Source organism: Flavobacterium sp. GL_143 (assembly GCF_057834355.1).
The window spans coordinates 2,172,196-2,192,984 of sequence record NZ_CM174401.1; the positions used below are offsets into that span (position 1 = coordinate 2,172,196).

General features: G+C 32.5%; 22 protein-coding genes and 2 tRNA genes. 7 read left to right on the forward strand and 17 right to left on the reverse strand.

Annotated features, from left to right (window positions below; translation table 11 throughout):
- Nucleotides 1-13: 13 nt before the first annotated feature.
- From AC3IPI_RS09450 to msrB, 3 genes are all read right to left on the reverse strand, one after another.
- Nucleotides 14-1,432: an aminopeptidase P family protein gene (locus tag AC3IPI_RS09450; protein ID WP_489158659.1), complete on the reverse strand. Its 1,419-nt coding sequence runs from the start codon at nucleotides 1,430-1,432 to the stop codon at nucleotides 14-16.
- A gap of 123 nt (nucleotides 1,433-1,555) precedes the next feature.
- Nucleotides 1,556-2,164 carry a peptide-methionine (S)-S-oxide reductase MsrA gene (msrA, locus tag AC3IPI_RS09455; protein ID WP_039111656.1) on the reverse strand — a complete coding sequence of 203 codons (609 nt, stop codon included), beginning with the start codon at nucleotides 2,162-2,164 and terminating at the stop codon, nucleotides 1,556-1,558.
- Nucleotides 2,165-2,168: 4 nt separating this feature from the next.
- Nucleotides 2,169-2,729, reverse strand: coding sequence for a peptide-methionine (R)-S-oxide reductase MsrB (gene msrB, locus AC3IPI_RS09460; protein ID WP_086894458.1), 561 nt, complete (start codon nucleotides 2,727-2,729; stop codon nucleotides 2,169-2,171).
- A 288-nt stretch (nucleotides 2,730-3,017) separates the two neighbouring features.
- Here msrB and idi point away from each other — a divergent pair, with 288 nt between their 5' ends.
- The 7 genes from idi (at nucleotide 3,018) to AC3IPI_RS09495 (ending at nucleotide 6,126) form a co-directional block, all read left to right on the forward strand.
- Nucleotides 3,018-3,545, forward strand: coding sequence for an isopentenyl-diphosphate Delta-isomerase (gene idi, locus AC3IPI_RS09465; RefSeq protein ID WP_323489759.1), 528 nt, complete (start codon nucleotides 3,018-3,020; stop codon nucleotides 3,543-3,545).
- Between the two features lie 12 nt (nucleotides 3,546-3,557).
- Nucleotides 3,558-3,968, forward strand: coding sequence for a 6-pyruvoyl trahydropterin synthase family protein (locus tag AC3IPI_RS09470; RefSeq protein ID WP_489158662.1), 411 nt, complete (start codon nucleotides 3,558-3,560; stop codon nucleotides 3,966-3,968).
- Between the two features lies 1 nt (nucleotide 3,969).
- Complete coding sequence (locus tag AC3IPI_RS09475; RefSeq protein ID WP_039111652.1) at nucleotides 3,970-4,428, forward strand: peroxiredoxin; 459 nt, start codon at nucleotides 3,970-3,972, stop codon at nucleotides 4,426-4,428.
- 64 nt (nucleotides 4,429-4,492) lie between these two features.
- Nucleotides 4,493-5,461, forward strand: a complete 969-nt coding sequence (locus tag AC3IPI_RS09480) for a type I phosphomannose isomerase catalytic subunit (protein ID WP_489158665.1) — start codon at nucleotides 4,493-4,495, stop codon at nucleotides 5,459-5,461.
- A 56-nt stretch (nucleotides 5,462-5,517) separates the two neighbouring features.
- The gene (locus AC3IPI_RS09485) at nucleotides 5,518-5,784 is read left to right on the forward strand and encodes a hypothetical protein (RefSeq protein ID WP_035619450.1); all 267 of its coding nucleotides are present in this window, start codon (nucleotides 5,518-5,520) and stop codon (nucleotides 5,782-5,784) included.
- Nucleotides 5,785-5,861: 77 nt separating this feature from the next.
- Nucleotides 5,862-5,935 (forward strand) — tRNA-Thr (locus AC3IPI_RS09490).
- 117 nt (nucleotides 5,936-6,052) lie between these two features.
- Nucleotides 6,053-6,126, forward strand: a tRNA-Thr gene (locus AC3IPI_RS09495).
- Nucleotides 6,127-6,191: 65 nt separating this feature from the next.
- Here the strand turns inward: AC3IPI_RS09495 and AC3IPI_RS09500 are convergent.
- From AC3IPI_RS09500 to htpG, 14 genes are all read right to left on the reverse strand, one after another.
- Nucleotides 6,192-7,451 (reverse strand): hydroxymethylglutaryl-CoA reductase, encoded by a 1,260-nt coding sequence (locus AC3IPI_RS09500; RefSeq protein WP_489158667.1) that lies wholly within the window; start codon nucleotides 7,449-7,451, stop codon nucleotides 6,192-6,194.
- A 236-nt stretch (nucleotides 7,452-7,687) separates the two neighbouring features.
- Entirely contained in the window at nucleotides 7,688-8,398 is a 711-nt protein-coding gene (locus AC3IPI_RS09505) for a DUF4369 domain-containing protein (protein WP_409415576.1), read from the reverse strand.
- Nucleotides 8,399-8,518: 120 nt separating this feature from the next.
- Nucleotides 8,519-10,378, reverse strand: a complete 1,860-nt coding sequence (locus AC3IPI_RS09510; RefSeq protein ID WP_489158669.1) for a M61 family metallopeptidase — start codon at nucleotides 10,376-10,378, stop codon at nucleotides 8,519-8,521.
- Nucleotides 10,379-10,491: 113 nt separating this feature from the next.
- Nucleotides 10,492-10,770: a DUF2805 domain-containing protein gene (locus AC3IPI_RS09515; protein WP_039111648.1), complete on the reverse strand. Its 279-nt coding sequence runs from the start codon at nucleotides 10,768-10,770 to the stop codon at nucleotides 10,492-10,494.
- 123 nt (nucleotides 10,771-10,893) lie between these two features.
- Entirely contained in the window at nucleotides 10,894-11,721 is an 828-nt protein-coding gene (locus AC3IPI_RS09520; RefSeq protein ID WP_489158671.1) for a sterol desaturase family protein, read from the reverse strand.
- A gap of 194 nt (nucleotides 11,722-11,915) precedes the next feature.
- Nucleotides 11,916-12,158, reverse strand: coding sequence for a GlsB/YeaQ/YmgE family stress response membrane protein (locus tag AC3IPI_RS09525; RefSeq protein WP_039111646.1), 243 nt, complete (start codon nucleotides 12,156-12,158; stop codon nucleotides 11,916-11,918).
- 46 nt (nucleotides 12,159-12,204) lie between these two features.
- Nucleotides 12,205-12,912, reverse strand: coding sequence for an aquaporin Z (gene aqpZ / locus AC3IPI_RS09530; RefSeq protein WP_489158673.1), 708 nt, complete (start codon nucleotides 12,910-12,912; stop codon nucleotides 12,205-12,207).
- Between the two features lie 30 nt (nucleotides 12,913-12,942).
- A complete protein-coding gene (locus AC3IPI_RS09535) occupies nucleotides 12,943-13,299 on the reverse strand; it encodes a DoxX family protein (RefSeq protein ID WP_039111645.1) in 357 nt (118 codons plus the stop codon).
- Nucleotides 13,300-13,385: 86 nt separating this feature from the next.
- Nucleotides 13,386-14,282 carry an EamA family transporter gene (locus tag AC3IPI_RS09540; protein WP_489158676.1) on the reverse strand — a complete coding sequence of 299 codons (897 nt, stop codon included), beginning with the start codon at nucleotides 14,280-14,282 and terminating at the stop codon, nucleotides 13,386-13,388.
- 177 nt (nucleotides 14,283-14,459) lie between these two features.
- The gene (locus AC3IPI_RS09545) at nucleotides 14,460-15,665 is read right to left on the reverse strand and encodes a lipase/acyltransferase domain-containing protein (RefSeq protein ID WP_039120263.1); all 1,206 of its coding nucleotides are present in this window, start codon (nucleotides 15,663-15,665) and stop codon (nucleotides 14,460-14,462) included.
- 60 nt (nucleotides 15,666-15,725) lie between these two features.
- On the reverse strand, nucleotides 15,726-16,925 hold the full coding sequence (locus AC3IPI_RS09550) for a hypothetical protein (RefSeq protein WP_489158678.1): 1,200 nt from the start codon (nucleotides 16,923-16,925) through the stop codon (nucleotides 15,726-15,728).
- Nucleotides 16,926-16,981: 56 nt separating this feature from the next.
- Nucleotides 16,982-18,286, reverse strand: coding sequence for a hypothetical protein (locus AC3IPI_RS09555; protein WP_489158680.1), 1,305 nt, complete (start codon nucleotides 18,284-18,286; stop codon nucleotides 16,982-16,984).
- A complete protein-coding gene (locus tag AC3IPI_RS09560; RefSeq protein ID WP_039111641.1) occupies nucleotides 18,283-18,636 on the reverse strand; it encodes a hypothetical protein in 354 nt (117 codons plus the stop codon). Before AC3IPI_RS09560 ends, AC3IPI_RS09555 begins: the two co-directional genes overlap by 4 nt.
- 198 nt (nucleotides 18,637-18,834) lie before the next feature.
- Nucleotides 18,835-20,718, reverse strand: a complete 1,884-nt coding sequence (htpG, locus tag AC3IPI_RS09565; protein WP_039111640.1) for a molecular chaperone HtpG — start codon at nucleotides 20,716-20,718, stop codon at nucleotides 18,835-18,837.
- Nucleotides 20,719-20,789: the final 71 nt, after the last annotated feature.

A 20,789-nucleotide genomic window follows, 5' to 3' on the forward strand; every position in this document is an offset into this window, starting at 1 on the left:
AAATAATTATAGGTTAAATTTTGGGTAAGTTAAATTCATTGAACTTGCTTTTTTGGGAAGCTAGTTTCTCAATATCTTGCCATTTTCTAGGAGAATCAACAGATAGGTTTTCGTATGAATCTTTTTTTATGAGAATATCATCTTCGATACGAACGCCGATATTCCACCATTTTTTATCACATTTACTATTTGCTGGAATATAAATTCCTGGTTCGACAGTAATAATCATGTTCTCTTTTAGTAAGCTTTTCGGGCCGCTGTAATTTCCTTTGTCGTGAACATCTAAACCAAGAAAATGTGAACATCCGTGTGGGTAATAAATGTTTACTTCTTTTAAGTCTTTAATGATTCCTAATTTCAGTAATCCTTTGGCTAGAACTTCTCTGGCTTTGATGTTTAGGTCTGCGAGAGGAGTTCCTTCTTTGCAAATTTTAAAAATTTCTTCTTGAGCATCGTAAACTAGTTGATAGATAGCTTTTTGTTCTTCGGTAAATTTTCCGTTTGCAGGAATAGTTCGGGTAACATCGGCAGAATAGCCATGATATTCAGATCCTACATCCATTAATAATAATTGGTTGTCTATTTTAGTGCTATTGTTTTCGCCATAATGCAAAATACAACCATTAGCTCCTGCGCCAACAATTGGAGGATAACCTTCTCCTTCAGCTCCATATTTTCGGTGAATATAAGCATGAATTCCATCGGCTTCATTTTCGCTCATATCAATATTAATTGCTTTCATGACTTCGTTATGGGCAATGCAAGAAAGTTTAACTGATTTGCGCATTAAATCAATTTCTTCTGGGGTTTTTATTTCTCGAAGCGTTGCTGTAATATTTTCGAATAATAGTAAAGAAGCTGTATCGTCATTTGTAATTGCTGCTTTTGTTTTAAATGTTTGTAGTAATCCAAAAAGATCAAAACCGCTTGTGTCTTTACCAATGTCAGTTGGGATTTTATCGTAAATTATTTTGTCGAATTTTTTAAAGTCTATAGGAAAGTCCTTGAAATCTTTTCCGTTATAAACTGTTGCAAAACCTAATTTCGATTTTGCTCCATCGGTACCTAAGCGTCTACCTGTCCACATTTCATGAGCTGCATTTCTTTCTCTAACAAAAAGGATTTCGTTATAAGCTGTTTCACCAGTTCCCTGAGGTTCTTTAAATAGTAATAAAACAGCATCGGGTTCTTTATAACCGCTTAAATAATACAAATCAGGATTTTGATGGAAATTATAGTTTATATCTCTAGAGAATTTTCTTTCGGGATAAGAAAAGATTACTGCTACAGAATTTGCAGGCATTAAGCTCCTAAAAGCTTCTCTTCGCCCTTTATGAAATTCTTTAGAAAGATAATCTGTAGGTAAGTTTTCCTGAGCATGATTGTAATTAAAAAGCAGTAGGAATAAAAGGGATAAGATTATACGCTTCATTTTTTTGTGGTTTGGTTAAAGGGTTCTGGTTCTTAATAGATTGATGCAAATTACGAAATTTTGACATTGATTATTAAAATAAAAAAACCGCTCATTTTCATAAGCGGGTTAGTGAATTAATAATTATTTCTTTTTTAATTTGTCTTTAAATACCTTTTCAAACTTTTCTATTTTTGGTTGTATTACCATTTTACAATAGGGTTGGTTTTTGTTATTGTCATAATAATTTTGATGATAATCCTCGGCTTTGTAGAATTTTGTAAATGGTTCTACGGCGGTTACTATCGGGTCGTTATATACTTTTGCTTTTTTTAATGCATTTATAATGTTATTAGCTGCATTTTTTTGTTCTTCATTTTTATAAAAAATAACCGAACGATATTGTGTTCCTACATCGGCACCTTGTCTGTTTAAGGTTGTTGGGTCGTGTACGGTAAAAAATACTTTAAATATCTCGTCTAGGTTTGTTACGTTTTTGTCGTATGTAATCTGAACTACTTCGGCAAAACCAGTTTTTCCGGTTGATACTTCTTCGTAACTCGGATTAATGGTTTTTCCTCCAGAGAAACCCGATACTACAGATTTTACTCCGTTTAAATTTTCGTAAACTGCTTCTACACACCAATAACAGCCTCCGCCAAGAGTGATGGTATCGTAATTGGGTTGTTTTTTTGCTTGTCCAAATCCATTAATTGATAGGATTAAAAGACAGATTAAAATGGTGTTTTTCATACTATTATTTATTATCGGGTATAAAATCAAGAGCGATAGAGTTCATGCAATATCTTTTTCCAGTTGGTGCAGGGCCATCATCAAATAAGTGACCTAAATGTCCGTCGCATCTACCACAAAGAACTTCGGTTCTTTCCATGCCCAGAGAGTTATCTTGTTTGTACGTTACGCTGTTTTTATTTTCTTGCTCAAAAAAGCTTGGCCAGCCACAACTACTTGCAAATTTTGCTCCGGATCTAAAGAGTTTGTTTCCGCATGCTGCGCAATAATAAGTCCCTTTTTCGTCGGTATTCCAGTATTTTCCAGTAAAAGGTCTTTCGGTATCAGCATGTCTCATTACCTCATATACATCTTCAGGTAATACTTTTTTCCATTGCGCATCTGTAAGATTTAGTTTTTTTGTATCGGTATTAGAGTAATATGGATTATCGGGTTTGCTAATTTTATTTTCCATAGGATTGTTTTTTGTATCGGTGTATTGTTCTTTAGTGTTTTGTCCACAGGCTTGAAATATAAATAGTGGGAGCAAAAATAATAAGCTTAAAAAACGGGCTTTTGTTTTCATAATTAATTGATTTTGTGTTGTAAAGTTAAGATGGTTCTTGTTAGTAAACTGTCGTGCACTTTACAAATAGATGCTTATTTAAGTGAGTTTTAACTATTACTATTTACGAAAAAAATGCAGTTTCAGATTTAAAATAAGAGATTATTGCTTTCATGTCTTTAATACACTCATAATCACGATATAAAATTAAAATTTTAGCGAATGCAGGGCTCGTTAAACTTTTCACAAACTTTTTCTAGGCTTTAAAGCAATTTCTTTTTTCGTATTTTTGTGTGTTTAATACCAATTATGATAGAAGAAAACGTAATATTAGTTAATCTAAATGATGAGCAAATAGGGCTAATGCCTAAAATGGAAGCGCATGAAAAAGCTGTTTTACATCGTGCATTTTCAGTTTTTGTTTTAAATGATAATAATGAAATCATGTTACAGCAACGTGCGCATCATAAATATCATTCTCCGTTACTTTGGACCAATACTTGTTGTAGTCATCAGCGAGAAGGAGAAACTAATATCGAGGCGGGAAGTCGAAGATTGTTTGAAGAAATGGGTTTTAAAACGCCACTTAAAGAACTTTTTCATTTTATATACAAAGCTCCTTTTGATAACGGATTAACAGAACATGAACTGGATCACGTTATGATTGGGCGTTATAATGACGAACCTATTATAAATACAGAAGAGGCTGAAGCCTGGAAATGGATGAAAATAGAAGATGTAAAAACTGATATGCAATTACATCCAGAGATTTACACCGTTTGGTTCAAAATAATTTTTGACGAGTTTTATCATTTTCTAGAAGACCATAAAATTTAAACCAAAACCTACATGAGAGTAACGATATCAAGAAAAGCACATTTTAATGCTGCCCATCGGCTGTACAGAAAAGATTGGACGTTGGAGAAAAATGATGCCGTTTTTGGGAAATGTAATAATCCCAATTTTCATGGACATAATTATGACTTAACAGTAAGTGTTACTGGAGAAGTTGACCCTGAAACAGGTTTTGTGATAGATGTAAAAATATTGGCGGATATTATATATCAAGAAGTAGAATTACCATTTGATCATAAAAATCTTAATCTTGACGTACCAGAATTTAAAGATTTAAATCCAACTGCAGAACATATTGCAGTAGTGATTTGGAATAAAATTAGAAAAAAGATAAATCCCGATTTTGATTTAGAAATCGTGTTATATGAAACTGCACGTAATTTTGTAACCTATAAAGGAGAGTAAAATGTCATTAAAAGTAGGGGATGTTATCCCGAATTTTACAGCTAAAGATGCTAATGGAGAGGTGTTTGAGAGTAAGGATGTACTAGGTCGTAAACCTTTGGTTATTTATTTTTATCCTAAAGATAATACACCAGGTTGTACTACAGAGGCTTGTAGTTTTAGGGATCAATATGAAGATTTTGTAGCTTTAGGAGCAGAGGTAATTGGTATTAGTAGTGATAGTGTCGATTCTCATCAAAAATTTTCTCATAAACATCATTTGCCTTTTGTTCTTCTTTCAGATGAAGATAAAAGGATAAGAACACTTTTTGGTGTTCCATCTGGATTACTTGGATTATTACCAGGAAGAGTAACTTACGTTGTAGATAAAAATGGAGTTATAATCCTGATATTTGATAGTATGGTAGCAGCCAAACATATTCCTAAGGCGTTGGAAGCGATTAAAGAATTAGTATCATAAATTAAAAGAACAATAGTATACAGTATTCATGGAAATGAAACTTGTGTAGAAATATATAATACAGATGACCCCAAAATTATATCCATTACAGTTCGAACCAATCTTGAAAGACAGAATATGGGGAGGCGAAAAATTAAAAACTGTATTAAATAAACCAATCACTTCTAAGATTACTGGCGAAAGCTGGGAGTTATCTACTGTTGAAGGTGATGTAAGTATTGTTGCAAACGGAAGTTTGAAAGGAAAATCACTTACCGATATTATAGAAGAATTTCCAAACGAAATTTTGGGAACAAAAGTACATGAGCAATTTGGGAAACAGTTTCCGTTGCTTTTTAAATATCTTGATGCTCGGGAAGATCTTTCGATACAAGTACATCCTAATGATAAATTGGCTAAAGAACGTCATAACTCTTTTGGTAAGACCGAAATGTGGTATGTTATGCAAGCAGATGAAAATGCCAGGATTATTGTAGGCTTTAAAGAAGATTCTAGTAAAGAAGAGTATCTGGAGAATTTAAATAATAATACGCTAGTTTCTATTCTTGACGATGTAAAAGCTAAACCAGGAGATGTTTTCTTTCTTGAAACTGGGACGGTTCATGCAATAGGAGCAGGATTAGTTGTTGCAGAAATTCAGCAAACATCAGATATTACGTATCGTTTGTATGATTTTGATAGGGTAGATGCGCAAGGAAATAAAAGAGAATTGCATGTAGATTTAGCGCTAGATGCTATTAATTATAATAAGGTAGATACTTATAAAGAGTATCAGAAAAAAACAAATGAATCTAATGTAGTGGTTGATTGTCCTTATTTCACCACAAATTTTATTCCGTTAGATGGTCAGGTTGAGGTAAGTAAAAGCGGAGAAACTTTTACAGTCTATATGTGTATTGAAGGTTCTTTTGAAATAGAATACGACGGAAATAAATTGACATACAAAAAAGGAGATACAGTATTAGTTCCAGCTGCTTTGAATGAGTTCATCCTTAACGGAAAAGCTTCTATTTTAGAAATTTACATTTCATAGCAGGTAATAGAAAGATTATGTGTACTTTTGCAAACGCAAATTAAAATTAAAATAAAATGGCAAACGTTAAGAATTTAAAGAAAGACATCAACTACGTTTTAGGAGATATTATTGAAGCAGTTTACTTATTTGAAATTTCTACTACAGGAAAACCAACTACAGAAACTAACAATTTAATCGATGAAGCTATTGCTGCTTTTGATACTTTGATCACAAAAGTGAACGCAAAGAACGTAGAAAATAAAAAAGCACACTTCAAACAAATCAATGTTGAATTGGAAGAAACTGCTAATCAATTGATTGCTAAAATCAACGAATTGTAGTAAAAAAAACGATAAAAAAGTGCAAATTTATTTTGGTAAAACGAAAAACCGCTTTATATTTGCACCCGTAATGAGTCGCCAGCGTAGCTCAGTTGGCTAGAGCAGCTGATTTGTAATCAGCAGGTCGTGGGTTCGAGTCCCTCCGCCGGCTCAACATAAAACCATCCTTTTAAGGATGGTTTTTTTATTTAAAAAAAATTTTTAATAATTGTGTAAATTTATTTTGTGAAATCAAAAAACAGTTATATATTTGCACCCGTAATGAGTCGCCAGCGTAGCTCAGTTGGCTAGAGCAGCTGATTTGTAATCAGCAGGTCGTGGGTTCGAGTCCCTCCGCCGGCTCAGAGTTAAAACCATCATAGAAATATGATGGTTTTTTTTATGCCATACTCAATTGTGGAGTAAAATTATCTTCCAAATTTTTGATGAGCCGCCGCAAATTGACCTGCTGACATAGCAGCTGTAATAGAAATTTCTCCTGTTAAACATAAAGCAATAGCAATTTCGGCAAGTTTTCTACTTTTTCCAGCACCATAACAGCCTATTAATTCTAGACATTCTTTTTGAGTGGGAAAAGAAGTTCCGCCACCTACAGTTCCTACGATTATGTTGGGCATTGTAATGGAGTAATATAAATCTCCATTTTCTTCGATTTCCATTCTTGTAATTGCTGTTGAAGCTTCACCGGAGCAAGCCACATCTTGTCCGCAAGCAATAAACAATGCAGTAAGAGCGTTAGAGGTATGCATGCCAATGCCGATAGTACCTGTTTTTACACTTCCTAAAAGACATGTTTTCCATTGTTGATACATTTTTTCAGGAGTAGTCTTTAGTGTGGCTTCTATAATATCTCTTTTTAATATGATTTCAGCGGTTATTTTCTTTCCACGAACTCTAGTGAGTAGCGAGGTCGCTTTTTTATCTCCAGAGGTATTGCCTTCGATTGTCCAATAAACAGGAGGTATTGGGCAATTTTTTAAGATGTACCTACAGATTTTATCTGTGCATATAGTAACCATATTTTGACCCGATGCGTCGTCAGATGTATATTCGAATCTAAGAATTAGAATATTTCCTTCTATGGTAATTCCTATGTCATTTAGAATGGCGTAATTACTGGTTTCTCGGGTTAATACAGAAAATGTTTCTTTGTGTTCTAATATCCATTCTACAAATTTTCCTAAATCAATTAAATTTTTAAATTTAAAAGTCGGTGTTCTTTGTACTCCTTCTTGTAATGTAATGGCTGTAATTGCTCCAGATTCTCTACAGGCCTTTGCGCCTCTGTTATAGGATGCAAGTAGCGTTCCTTCGGTAGTAGCAAGGGGAACATAAAAACTTCCTTGAGCTGAACTTCCATTTATTACTAATGGACCAATAAGTCCAGTGGGAATTTGGCTCATTCCTATGTAGTTTTCGATGTTGCCTTTTAGGCTTTCATTATCATTGAATACTTTTTCTCCAGATAGATAGTCAACATTTGTATTTAGTTGCTTACGGATAAAATTTAAGCGTAATTTTTGACCATTTAAGGTGTAGGGATCTTGAGTAGGTACTTTTTCTAATTCCTGGCTTAGATGAGGATTATAAGATTCTAGTTTTTCAATAACCGATGAATCAATAAAATCATACTTTGCGCGACTGATGTTACTTGGGGGATTTTTCATAAGATTGTTTTTTAAAATTATGAAGCTAAGTTATTATAAATCAGTAATATGAAGTCGCAAAACGCGATTTATTTTCGTGGAATTATCTAATTATCAAGTGTTTAAGATTTAAAGGATAATAATTTAAAAAAAGGCACAAAAAAATCCTGTTCTTATAAAAAACAGGATTAGTATGGATGTAATAAAAAAATGTTTTAAGTGCTAAAGTATTGATTTTTAATGTTTTAAATTTGTTTTTATTGTTGCTTTTTGATTTTAGCAATGTACTCCGTTAATTTTTTTCCATAAAGGGATTGTGCTACTTTTGGAGTCATCGATTTTTGTATTGTATCTAAATATTTAATATTGATATCGTATATCTCTGATAAGGCGATGTAAGGAGCTATTTCGTAATCTTTATTGTTGATGGCAAAGTTTGTAGCGTATAAATATTTTCTCTTAATATTAGACTCTTGTTTCTCGTCTATGCTGTCTAATGTTTTCTGGTTATTGTTTTTTATTGCTTTAAATCGTAATTCGATTAGGCTAAGATTTTCATCATTAAAACGAGAATTTATTTTACGGTAATCTTCGTATAATTCTTGGTTTTTCGATCCTGTAATTTTAGCGCTAGAAAGGTAATTATCTAGATTTGTATCAATATTAATGCTGCCTGGTTCGGCAAAAAATAATATATTATTATCTAAAGAGTTGGTTACGCCACGATCTACAGATAGATATAACATCTCTGGCGATTTTAATTCGATGTTAGCTTCAAAAGCAGAATTACCATCGATTTTAATACTATCTATAGCTACTAGAGAAGTATCGACTACTCTTTGTATGTATAAGGTTCCGTTTTTTAATCCTTTTATATTTCCGGTAATATGCAAGTTGGTTTTTGATTCGTTTTTGTTACATGAAGCTAAAAGAACAAGTGTAACGAATGCAATAATAGTTTTTTTCATTGTTTATAGATTTTGCTGCAAAATAAAGAAAATAGTTTTAAAAAAACGATGCTCAACTTTTAATTTATAAAAAAATCCCAATCTATTTCTAAATTGGGATTTTCTTGTTTTAATTTCTTATTATCCTTTTAACCAAGCATTTCTAAGTGCTTGTTTAGAATTGTCTGTCGCTTTAAAAGTGTTCTTTTCTTCGTATGGAAGTTTAACAGCGCCTTTTAAAGTTAATTCTTTACCATCGCGTTTTATCTTAACAGTTATTGGTGCATCTTCTTTCCATGTCTGACTTTCTGTGATCAATTCGTATATGTTTACCAATGAATATGGTTTTTCATTTATAGAAAGGATGTAATCTCCTCCTCTTAAGTCTAGACTTTTGAAAAAAGTGTTCAATTCCATTTCAGGTATAACCATGATTTGCTTAGTTTCAGGATTTATAGTGATATATGGAGTTTGGCCTTTTAGGAAAATTGTTCCGGGAACTTTTTCGGCAGCGTTTGTTACGCCAACTTTTGCTAAATAAGTATCATAAGGAATTGGTGTTGTTCCTGCAACATAAGTGTTTAGGAAAGCTCCAACTTCTGGATAAGTTAATTGAGTGATTTTTGCGAAAAGCTCATTATCATTAAATGGTTTTGTAACACCATATTCATCTGATAATTTATGCATTAAGTCCAAGATTCCTCTTTCGCCATTGCTTTTTTCTCTAATGATGATATCGATACACATACCAATAAGCGCTCCTTTTTCGTATACGTTTAAGTACTGGTCTTTGTATGGTTGTTCTAATACATTGGCACTCATTTTTGTAAATGACATTGTATCATTCAATGCTTTTGCGTGTTCTATTTTCTCAGCAATACGAGAGTAGAATTCAGATTCATCGATTAAACCTTGATTAATTTGGAAAAGGTTTGCAAAATATTCGGTAACACCTTCGTACATCCATAAATGTTCAGACATTTTTGGTGCATTGTAGTCAAAGTATTGAATTTCTTTTGAGTGAATTGTCAATGGAGTTACGATATGAAAGAATTCGTGAGATACTACATCTTTCATTGATTTTACCAATTCTTCTTTTGGCATCATTTCAGGCAAAACAACCGTTGTTGCTGTAGGATGTTCTAATGCTCCAAATCCATGAGCATCGGTTGGCTTCATAGACGATAAATACAATAAAACAGTATATTTTTTAGTCGAATTTATTTTACCCAAAAAGTTTTTCTGAGCAGTCATTATCGTTTTCATTTCTGGCGTGATACTTTCGGCTGTGAATTTTCCAGTTGGAGAATATACTGCTATTTGTATTTCCATTCCGTTTACATCAAATGATGTGTAATCTGGTTTAGAGTACATAATTGGGTTTTCTACCAAAACTGCATAGTGAGACGTTGTGAATACATCGCTTGTATTGCTTGCATCTTCATCAGTCATAGATGTTGCTCCCCAAAGTGTTGCAGGATGTGCAATTGTGACTTTATAAGGAATGTCTAGCTTGTCTTGAAAATAACCAACAAAACCATGTGTGTTTATCATGAAGTTAACTCCGGCATCGATATTTGTTCCTGCAGGTGAGAAAACATCGTCATTGCCAAAACCTGTTCCTTTTTCGGTATCAAAAGTATCGTTTACTAAATAAGTAATCGTCTTTAGTGTTTTTGCATTTGCTATTGACCAAGTATTGTCGTCTAGCTTTTTTACGGTAAGGAGTGCTCCTTTAGAATCATAAGCTTTTAAATCATCGATATACTTACCGTAGTTATCCTCAGAGTATGTTCCAGGAACAGTTTTAGGAATACTATAGGTTACTTCATCTGTATTTATTTTTGGAGCAGTAACTGTAACGAGAACTTTGTCGTCTTTTACATCGTTAAGATTGATGTTAACTGCAACTTCTGGTTTTGCAGATGCAGTAGTAGAACTACCTGTTTTACATCCCAAAAAAACAGCTGCTAATGCTAGTGTAACTATTATTTTTTTCATTATTCTATTGAGTTAGTTTTATTATTGGTCTTTATAAGCTGAAAAAAGTTACAAAAACATTCCAGTTTTATTTATTGGAGTAAAAAAAAACTCCTGTTTCAGGAGTTTTATGATTAGTCTAATTTATTCTTTATGTAATATTTTCCATCTAGGTCTTCATCAAAATCATCTATCTTAACAGGTTTTGGCTTAGGCTTATTAGCAATAGCTTTCTTTTTCCACATTTCAAATTTCTCAGCGGGCATTTTCTTTTTCATTATCTCTAAAACCTCTTTTTCAGCCAATCCAAATTCTTTTTTGATAATTTCAAAAGGATTCTTTTCTTCTAGGGCTAATGTAACAAGTTTTTCTGTTTGTTCCCAGTTCAATTCTTTACGGTTACTCTTTTTCATCACGTGAAAATTAATTCAAATAGGGGTTAATGATTAATAATATATTGATATTCAATTTACATATCAATATTAGTAAAAAAAATAATTACTTCGTCGCTTATGGTCGCTTTTTTTTTGTGGATTTTAACGGTTTTTTGGTGAACGATGTTTTTGAAACGGAATTTGCAGTAAATTTTTCAAATTGTTATGTTCATTTGGGTTCATGTGCGTATCTACGCCGTAGATGATTTTTTCTTTTGGTAGTGTCATAAAAGTTCCAAAAAGACGATCCCAGATTGAAAAAATATTTCCATAATTACTATCTGTATAAGGTAATATATAATGATGATGTACTTTGTGCATATTTGGAGAAACAATAAAGTAGCTTAAAAAAGAATCAACTTTGTCTGGTAACGAAATATTTGCATGAGTAAATTGAGTAGATATTACGGAGAGCGTTTGGTATAAGAAAACCATCCACATCGGACTTCCTACAATTAAAACGCCGAAAGTTGTAAAAATAAACCGGATTATACTTTCTCCAGGATGATGACGGTTGCCACTTGTTGTATCGATCCAAGTGTCGGTATGGTGAATAAGATGAAAACGCCATAAAAATTTTACTTTATGTTCGGTAAAATGGGCTAGATATGCACCAATTAAATCTAATAACAATAATCCAATAACTGTGTATAACCATAAAGGGATTACTGGAATCCACTGTAAGATACCGAAATTGTTTTTAATAGTCCAATCTGCAGTTTGCAATAGGATAAATGCTAATACAAAATTGATTAAAATTGTGGTGAATGTCAGAAAGAAGTTAATTCCAGCGTGATTCCATTTTTTATAATTGAATTTAAAAAGTGGAAAAGTATTTTCTATCATCCAGAAGATGGTTATTCCGCCAACAAGAATCAGACTTCTGTGTAAAGATGGAATGGTACCGAAGTAAGAAATAATTTCATTCATGGCAGAAGTATTTACTCAAATTTAATAATTTTAGTAATACGATTTTCTTAAAGGTCTGATTTTTAGATTGAATGTTGTTTTTGTGTAACTATTTAATAAAAAAAAAGAGAAGAAATAAAGTTATTAAACTTCTTTCTTCTCTTAGTATAAAATGATTATTGCTTGTCTAATTTATAGCAAGTGTATAAGAGTGGTTATGCTTTTTTTATCAAGCTAATGATAAATAAAAGTACCCAGGCGCCACCAACAGCAATTATAATTTGCCAAAGCAAACCGCCGCCGCCAATACCTAGTTTTCCAGCAATCCATCCGCCTACAAGACCACCTATTATTCCAACAACGATGTTGCCAAGGATTCCAAAACCTGCACCTTTCCATATTTGACCTGCTAGCCAACCTGAAACGGCTCCAATAAGTAAGAAATATAAAAATTCCATATTTTAAAGTTTTAAGGATTAATAATCGATTTTAGAAAATGATAATTTATGCAGCATCATGATTTTGCAACAATGATTTATATATAAAACCTGCTACAATTGCTCCTAGAATTGGTGCAACCCAAAACAACCAAACTTGAGATAATGGTTCTCCACCAACGAATACTGCTTGAGATAATGATCTCGCAGGGTTTACTGATGTGTTTGTGATAGGAATACTTATTAAGTGAATTAATGTTAACCCTAAACCAATTGCTATTCCAGCAAATCTTCCATTGGCAAATTTATCTGTTGCTCCAAGGATGATTAATAAGAAAAACAAAGTCAGAACAAATTCAGCTATAAAAGCCGATTGTAAGGAATATCCTTCTGGAGAAAAAGCTCCAAAACCATTTGATGCAAAAGCTCCGGCTTTAGTATTATCAATCACAAATCCAGCTTTACCAGATGCAATTGTATATAAAGTTCCGGCAGCAGCAATTGCTCCAACACATTGTGCAATAATGTATGGTACTAAGTCTTTTGTAGGGAATCTTCCACCAGCCCAAAGACCAAAAGAAACTGCGGGATTAAAGTGACCTCCTGATATATGTCCTACGGCATAAGCCATCGTTAAAACGGTTAAACCAAAAGCTAGTGCTACACCAGCAAATCCAATTCCTAATTCTGGGATTCCTGCTGCGAAAATAGCACTTCCACAACCTCCAAATACAAGCCAGTACGTTCCAAAAAATTCAGCAAAAAGTTTTTTCATAATAAAAAGTGTTTAATTAATGTATAAATGTTAAAAAGTATATTGATATGCCCACAAAATCAAAACGAGTTGAAGAGGCATGCGTAATATTAAAACCCATCGAGGTAACCCAAAACTTGCTTTTTTGTTTTGATACATGTATACGTTAGCTGGGAAAACTGCGACCAATAACGCAATAATTCCCCATGCAGCAAAATGAGATGTCGCTGAGATTAATAGGAGCGACCCTAATATAATCTCAGCGACACCGCTTAAAATATTTAATAATTTTGGATTTGAAAAGTAAGAAGGAATGATTTTTAGGTACATTCCTGGGGTTCTAAAATGATTTATCCCAGCCAGAATGTAGAGCAAAGCCATTACGTAAAGATGCCAAGGTAAATTCATAATAGTAATTTTATTACGAATTTATAAAAATAATTGGGATTTTAGGACAATATCTTAATTATTTTTTAACAAGTATTTTTTAATACTTATTTTTCCTTTTGGAAGTTTAAGTTCATGATAATGATAGCTAATATGATTAAAATTATTCCGACCCATTGTAGGAATATAACTTGCTCATTTAACAATACGTAAGCCATCATTACAGACACAGGAAGTTCTAGTGCCGAAACGATACTTCCTAGCCCAATTCCTGTAAGAGGGAAACCTGCGTTCATAAGCATAGGAGGTATAATTGTACCAAAAAGTGCAAGAATGATACCCCATTTTGTAAAAATTTCGAAGTTAAAAGGTGTTACTTGTGTCGCTATTCCAAATGAAAAGACAATAACTGCTCCTCCTAAAAGCATATATAAACTACGTTGTGCTGACGAAATTTCGGTAGCAACTCGGTTTGCAGTAAACATAGTTGTAGTAAATGATGCAGCAGCTAGGCAACCCCACGCTAGACCACGCCAATCTAATTGAATCTCGTTTTGAGTAATATTAGTGGCTAATACAGTACCTCCTAAAACAATAATTACAGCAACTATTTTTTGTTTAGAAGGAAGTTTTTTCTCTAAAATCATTTCTAATAAAACTCCCATCCATACGGTTTGCATCAATAAAACGATTCCGATAGAAACTGGAATATATTTTACAGCCAGATAATAAAATAAACTTGTCATTCCTAATGAAGTTCCAGCCGTCATTAATTGAGCAATGTTTTTTGGTGTTGCGTTAACAACTGTATTTTTATGCTTTGCTTTTTGAAAAGCATTGATGATTAGGATTCCAATGATTCCTAATATAAATTGAGAAGTAGTTACTTCTGCTGTTGTGAATCCTTCGTCGTATGCCATTTTTACAAAAGTGGCCAACATACCATAACTTGTTGCGCCAAATGCTACTAGAAATACTCCTTTTAAAACGTTATTTTTTGTCATTTTATATAATTTACTGCTTTTTGTTTTTAAAAATAAAGCCTGCAAAGATAGGCTTTAGTAAGTAATTAAAAAAATGCATTTAATTTGGATATTGTATTTAGAGGATTGTTTCTATAGATGATTTTACAGAAAACCTCTCGAAATCGTTTTATTTATAGATTATTCATAATAGTTTAATCAATCCACTTTTCTAACACTTCCGTTAGGAGTGTCCCACCAATTTTTAAGCCCACTGAGTTTTGGGTTGGCGCTTTCGGTTAAAAAATAGCGCTGTATAATATTCTGTACTCGACTATCATTTAAGAATAAACCATGAAAATCAAGATTGTTACTTATTTCATCAAAGAAGTTTTCTTTCTTTACAGCAAATGTTTTAATGTCTTTTGCATAAATAGAAGAACTTTTAAAAGGAACAGTTCCATCGCCAGATTCTCTTCCGTCATTAAGAGAGCCTAAGTCGACTAAATTTTGAATGTTGTTATTTCCTTTTTTTAGGACTTTTACCTTTGTAAATGTTTTATCATCTTCACCTACAATAATTATCATTCTGTCTTTTAGAGCCTGAGGTAAATCGGATAAGTTTTTTAAACCCGTAGGAGAACGAAATTCTTTTAAAAGTGCTAATCTAGAATCAAAAAGTGGTTCGATATCTCTATATAAGTTGTCTTGCCAATATTCTTTTTTCAAAAGATCCAGTGGTTCATTATTATCTGCATAGGTTAAAGCGTCTTTGTAAATGGGTAATAACTCATAGACTCCAGGATAAGTTCGAATAACTTTACGCATATCTTCATTTCTTCCTATAACCCAGTTTAGGATACTTCTTAAACCACCGTCTCCTTTTACCATATGTACTAATGCATAAGGAGATCCTAAAAATGGAGGAGCATTCATGACTATTTTATCGATTCCGGAAAAATCATCTTTTAATAAACTTAGGTAGCAGTTTAAAACCAATCCTCCCATGCTATGAGTAATAAACCGGAATCCTTCGATGTTTTGATCCTGAAGTTTGTGCTTGAGGTATTCGATATAAATTTTTAAACGTTTGGCGCTTTCCATATTCGACATTCGCCAATCGTAACCAAATAAAAATACAGGAGTATTTTTGTATGCTCTGGTCTCGTTTAGTTTGTTTTTTAATTTAGAAATAGAATTCTCATATGGAAATTTAGCAATATGATTGCGTTCTATTATCGTTTCAATTCCTTGGTCGTATAAAGGATTAAATTGTAAGTTTTCGTTAATATAAGCTCCAAAAATTGATGAACCGATAGATGAACCCAATGTGTCGTAGGCGTTCCAGATATAATTAAAATCGAAAGTATTACTATTAACAAGACTCGTGGCTTGAATTCCGGGAATAAAGATGATAGGTTTCATGGGGCTGTTTTTGTTATCTAAATTAATACTTATTTTGGTAATTAATTGAGATACATGTTTTTATATGAAACCTTTGCTCGTTAATTTTGGTAGTAATACTTTCATACAACTCTGACCTATAGTAGATGGATCCCAGTAACATTTATGCATTTTAATACTATTTAACGAGAAAAAGGCAATTATACCAGATTTGTCAGATGTGATTTCATAGTTAATGTTTTCTGGTAGAATCGCTATATTTTTTATTCCAAACTCGGCTTCACCACGGGAATCATCTTTTCTGTAATTTGTAGCAAAAACATCAGAAACAGAATAAACATTCATCCATTTTATAGTGTTTTCCATTATCGGACTTCTTCTTTTGTAAAAAGAAGGATAATAAGCATTTATAAATTCATAAGGATTTCCAGTTGTAATAAGAAGTTTGGTTAATTTCTGAACGTTATCTGATGGTGGAATTTCTGCTACCGGAAAAAGAAGGTCAACTGCTAAGATGCTTCCAAAACTGTAACAATGAAAATGAATTTCAGGATCTGGTTCATTCTCGGCGATATATTCTACAAGCGAATCAAGATTTCCTAATACAATTTGGCTTTGTTCCCCATTGGCTATATAACTGTCAACACAAGAGAATTCGGTTGCCAGCGATGTGATAATAGTTTTAGATTGAGGTGCAAAAATTAAAATTAATGTCGTTATCGAAAGAACATATTTTCCATAATTATGTATCCTTTCTACGTCAATGTCATAACCGATGTGGTAAAGTAGTTTTGAGATATTTTTTATAATACTTTCATTAGTCATTAAATCGATACAAGCCGGAATTAAAAAAAGAACACATAAAGAGATTATCAGAAGAATAGAAAAAGCATAAGTTGTTTGATAAGGGCTGCTAAATTCTTTTTTTCTGAAAAACCTTAAAGTAATTTGGGGTGTCTTTTTTATTATTAAACTAAATAGGATTAGATTTTTTATGAAGATATTGTAATGCTCAAATTTTTCGGTTAAGATTTTGTGGTACTGAAAATCATATATTTTATAAATTAATTCTTCGATGTCATTTTTGTCTTTTTTAAAGAGACTTACAACAGTGCTATTTTTCTCGGGTTGATAAGAAATTTTTTCTGTTTTAATAAAGTAATTAAAACCTGTTGTGGTAAAGTTCAATTCGTTTCTAAGTCTTTCAGTATATTTCTCTACAGTTTCGTTGTGTATAGATTGTCCGAGTCCGGTAATATAAATTCCTATTTTAGTTGCCATATTATTTATGATGATTTAAAATCATCGAATGTAGGTTTGAGTATGATTTTTGAGGTTTATTTTGAAGTTAAATCTGTTATATTGGGTCCGCCAAAACCAAAGTTTAATGACAGCATCGAAATCAATGTTCCGTTGTGGTTAAAAACGGGTTTAAAAGCACTTCCGATTTGATAGGATAGGGCAATTTGTTCTGTAAGTCTATAACTAAAAGTTCCTATGTATTGAAAATCGGATGCGTTTTCTTTGGTGTATAATGTGTTTCCCGAAGCATCTGTGCCAGCAACTAAAAGAGAACTGCTCTGTCGGCCGGTAGCTTCAAATTCTAACGAAAATTTCTTGAACTGGCTTTGTAATGCTAATCCGTAATCGAAATTGTTTTTATATACTTTGGTATCAGGAAAATAATTCTCAAAATACTCCTTATTGTACCATTCATATCGTAATACACCAGTAGCTTTTAGAAAACTTATTTTATCTGAGAATTTATAAGAAGGAGTAATCCAAAATGATTGTCTGGGTACATTGGAGTATTTAAAATCATTAGTAGGAAAATTTAATGCTAATGCATAAGCCAAGTCTATACTTAATCCTTGACGCGACAGAATATAAGATTTGAATTCGTCATAACTTCCCATTGTTTTGTCTTCTATCAATTCAGAAAATGAAATGAAAAACGAATCGATATCATTTTCATCAAAAGGGAGTGCATCAGTAGCGTCGTAAATATTTTTGGTTATTTCTTCGGCTTCATTCATCGATTTTTTATCGAGTACTTCGTAAATCCGATTGGTAAGTTTATCTCGTACGGCTGTTAGGTATTCTCTTTTTGTTTTAAATTTAAATTTCTCTGCAAGCTCACTAAGTTCTGCTAAGATTTTAGAACCGATACGTTGGTTATTGCTTAAAGTTTCTATATGTTTCTGGATGATTTCTTTATCTCTTTTATTTCCAAAATAGATAGAGGTGCGATAGCCAAAAGAAAGACTTCTTGTATTTGTGCTGTCTTGTAGCATGAAATTTTGAGTAGAAGCCAAAGAAAATGATGAGTTTCGCAAAAGTTGATCAAGGTTGGCCTTTGGATAAAGATATTCCTCCAGACTCATGCCATGATCGTTTGCCCAATAGGGCATAAATTCGAGACCAAAATCATTTGGGATTATACTATTTCCATTTTCATCACTAAAGTTTGAATAAAGAGCAGTTTCTAGGGCACGATAAGATTTGGGTTGTAATATAGCACTTGGTTGCATACCTAAAACAGCTGCAGCGGGAGAAGTAGGCGTTGTAAGGATATCTATTTTTTTTTGGGCTTGAATTGTTCCGAAATAAAAAACCGTGCTAATTATAATCCAGTTTTTCATTTTACTGAAAATTTGATGGTTAAAATTACATAAGGACGATCAGTATCGCTTTTTAGATTAGAATGTTTTGCAAGTAGCTTTTTATTGATATAGTATTCAATAGCAATTGTGTCTTCGTGAGGTATTGGATTTGCAATATCCGAAACGCAAATTGTTTTTTCGGCTGTGAGCGTTTGTATTTTTCCTAAGGAAGATTTACCAGAATTAGCAATTTCAGAATCATTATCTCCGGGTATATTGATCACGGTATGCCCTATATTACCGTCGGATATAAACTTGATTTCAAAATTAATATCTTCATCGACTGGAGCCGAGAATGACAATTTTTCATAACGGTAAATTTTTCTCATAGAGTTCTGTTTTTTATAAATAACTTTTTTTAAAAGTGGGTTAAAGTTATGTAAATAGCTTATGTTAAAAAACAGGAATAAGTACTTTTTTTTAAGATTATTAGATTGGATAGTTAAGAATATTATGTTTTTTAAACAAAAAGCCTCTCAAGTATAACTTGAGAGGCTTAGTAATAGTATGGCTTTTATAGCCAAATATTATTTTATCATTTCAAAACTTCTTTTTACAAAAGCAGTTAATGCTTCTCCTTTTAATAAGTTTTGAGATAATTTGGCTAAATCTAATGCTTGTTTAACCAAATGTTCTTGATGTGTTTTATCTTCGGTATTCAAGATGTTAGTAGCTAAATCAGAATTTGTGTTTACTACCAAGTTGTACATCTCTGGCATATTACCCATACCAAACATTCCAGAACCACCTGATTGACTCATTTCTTTCATTCTACGCATAAATTCTGGTTGCGTAATGATAAATGGAGCAGCTTGGCTATCCATAGCTTCTAGTTGTACACTATATGCTTTTGGAATATAAGATTCTAAAGATGTTTTTAAAGCTTCTTTTTCTTCTTCAGATAATTTAGAAATCGTGTTTTCGTCTTTCTTGATTAAGTTATCAATATGATCAGAATCGACACGTACGAAAGTTACATCTTTATTGTCACCTTCTATTTTCTGAATTAAATGTGAGATAATAGGAGAATCTAAAAGTAATACTTCGTATCCTTTTTCTTTTGCTGTTTCAATATAAGAATGTTGTGCGTCTTTATTTCCAGCATAAAGAACTACCAATTTTCCGTCTTTATCGGTTTGGTTATCTTTTAATTTCTCTTTTAATTCTTCAAGAGTAAAGTAAGTACCATCTACTGTTGGATATAATACAAATGCACCAGCTTTTTCATAGAATTTATCTTCAGAAAGCATTCCGTACTCTAAAACGATTTTAATGTCGTTCCATTTTGCTTCAAAATCAGCACGGTTTTCAGTGAATAATGCTTTTAATTTATCAGCTACTTTACGAGTAATGTAGTTTGATATTTTCTTAACAGCGCCATCAGCTTGTAAACCTGAACGAGAAACGTTTAACGGAATGTCTGGAGAATCGATAACTCCTTTTAACATTGTTAAAAATTCAGGAACAATTCCTTCTACGTTATCAGTTACATAAACCTGATTTTGGTACAATTGAATTTTGTCTTTCTGAATTTGCATATCCGAACCTAATTTAGGGAAATATAAAATTCCTGTTAGGTTAAACGGATAATCCACATTTAAGTGAATGTTGAATAACGGATCTTCGAATTGCATTGGATACAACTCTCTGTAGAAACTCTTATAATCTTCATCAGATAATTCAGTTGGTTGTTTAGTCCAAGCTGGATTTGGATTATTGATGATATTGTCAACTTCAATAGTTTCGTTTACATAATCTTCAGGAGCATCTTCTGGCTTAGGAAGAGTTTCTGTTCTAGTTCCGAATTTAATAGGAATAGGCATAAACTTGTTATACTTATTCAATAACTCGTAAATTTTAGAATCTTCTAAAAACTCAAGAGAATCTTCGGCAATATGTAATACGATTTCAGTTCCACGTGTAGTTTTGTCAGTTGGCTCCAAAGTAAATTCTGGGCTACCATCACATGTCCAATGTGCAGCTGGTTCGTCTTTATATGATTTAGTAAAGATCTCTACTTTCTCAGCAACCATAAAGGCTGAGTAAAAACCTAGACCAAAATGACCTATAATTCCTGAATCTTTTGCAGAGTCTTTATATTTATCCAAAAATTCCTCAGCTCCAGAAAAAGCGACTTGGTTGATGTATTTTTCAACTTCGTCGGCAGTCATTCCTAGACCTTGGTCAATAATGTGGATTTTTTTACCTTCTTTGTCAATTTTAATTTCAATAATTGGATTGCCATATTCTACTTTGGCTTCACCAATACTTGTTAGGTGTTTTAATTTTAGAGTAGCATCGGTTCCGTTAGAAATCAACTCACGCAAGAAAATTTCGTGATCGCTGTATAAGAATTTCTTGATTAAGGGAAATATGTTTTCTACCGAAACATTAATTTTACCTGTTGTCATATTTTTTAAAATTTAAGTTTAACGTTATGCTTTTCAGATTCTTCAAATAAGATACCAATTGCTAATAGGGT

What these genes read in the sequence shown, in the direction of transcription:
- AC3IPI_RS09450 (WP_489158659.1), bottom strand. Translation starts at nt 1,432, where the DNA reads ATGAAGCGTATAATCTTATCCCTTTTATTCCTACTGCTTTTTAATTAC.
- msrA (WP_039111656.1), bottom strand. Translation starts at nt 2,164, where the DNA reads ATGAAAAACACCATTTTAATCTGTCTTTTAATCCTATCAATTAATGGA.
- msrB (WP_086894458.1), bottom strand. Translation starts at nt 2,729, where the DNA reads ATGAAAACAAAAGCCCGTTTTTTAAGCTTATTATTTTTGCTCCCACTA.
- idi (WP_323489759.1), top strand. Translation starts at nt 3,018, where the DNA reads ATGATAGAAGAAAACGTAATATTAGTTAATCTAAATGATGAGCAAATA.
- AC3IPI_RS09470 (WP_489158662.1), top strand. Translation starts at nt 3,558, where the DNA reads ATGAGAGTAACGATATCAAGAAAAGCACATTTTAATGCTGCCCATCGG.
- AC3IPI_RS09475 (WP_039111652.1), top strand. Translation starts at nt 3,970, where the DNA reads ATGTCATTAAAAGTAGGGGATGTTATCCCGAATTTTACAGCTAAAGAT.
- AC3IPI_RS09480 (WP_489158665.1), top strand. Translation starts at nt 4,493, where the DNA reads ATGACCCCAAAATTATATCCATTACAGTTCGAACCAATCTTGAAAGAC.
- AC3IPI_RS09485 (WP_035619450.1), top strand. Translation starts at nt 5,518, where the DNA reads ATGGCAAACGTTAAGAATTTAAAGAAAGACATCAACTACGTTTTAGGA.
- AC3IPI_RS09500 (WP_489158667.1), bottom strand. Translation starts at nt 7,451, where the DNA reads ATGAAAAATCCCCCAAGTAACATCAGTCGCGCAAAGTATGATTTTATT.
- AC3IPI_RS09505 (WP_409415576.1), bottom strand. Translation starts at nt 8,398, where the DNA reads ATGAAAAAAACTATTATTGCATTCGTTACACTTGTTCTTTTAGCTTCA.
- AC3IPI_RS09510 (WP_489158669.1), bottom strand. Translation starts at nt 10,378, where the DNA reads ATGAAAAAAATAATAGTTACACTAGCATTAGCAGCTGTTTTTTTGGGA.
- AC3IPI_RS09515 (WP_039111648.1), bottom strand. Translation starts at nt 10,770, where the DNA reads ATGAAAAAGAGTAACCGTAAAGAATTGAACTGGGAACAAACAGAAAAA.
- AC3IPI_RS09520 (WP_489158671.1), bottom strand. Translation starts at nt 11,721, where the DNA reads ATGAATGAAATTATTTCTTACTTCGGTACCATTCCATCTTTACACAGA.
- AC3IPI_RS09525 (WP_039111646.1), bottom strand. Translation starts at nt 12,158, where the DNA reads ATGGAATTTTTATATTTCTTACTTATTGGAGCCGTTTCAGGTTGGCTA.
- aqpZ (WP_489158673.1), bottom strand. Translation starts at nt 12,912, where the DNA reads ATGAAAAAACTTTTTGCTGAATTTTTTGGAACGTACTGGCTTGTATTT.
- AC3IPI_RS09535 (WP_039111645.1), bottom strand. Translation starts at nt 13,299, where the DNA reads ATGAATTTACCTTGGCATCTTTACGTAATGGCTTTGCTCTACATTCTG.
- AC3IPI_RS09540 (WP_489158676.1), bottom strand. Translation starts at nt 14,282, where the DNA reads ATGACAAAAAATAACGTTTTAAAAGGAGTATTTCTAGTAGCATTTGGC.
- AC3IPI_RS09545 (WP_039120263.1), bottom strand. Translation starts at nt 15,665, where the DNA reads ATGAAACCTATCATCTTTATTCCCGGAATTCAAGCCACGAGTCTTGTT.
- AC3IPI_RS09550 (WP_489158678.1), bottom strand. Translation starts at nt 16,925, where the DNA reads ATGGCAACTAAAATAGGAATTTATATTACCGGACTCGGACAATCTATA.
- AC3IPI_RS09555 (WP_489158680.1), bottom strand. Translation starts at nt 18,286, where the DNA reads ATGAAAAACTGGATTATAATTAGCACGGTTTTTTATTTCGGAACAATT.
- AC3IPI_RS09560 (WP_039111641.1), bottom strand. Translation starts at nt 18,636, where the DNA reads ATGAGAAAAATTTACCGTTATGAAAAATTGTCATTCTCGGCTCCAGTC.
- htpG (WP_039111640.1), bottom strand. Translation starts at nt 20,718, where the DNA reads ATGACAACAGGTAAAATTAATGTTTCGGTAGAAAACATATTTCCCTTA.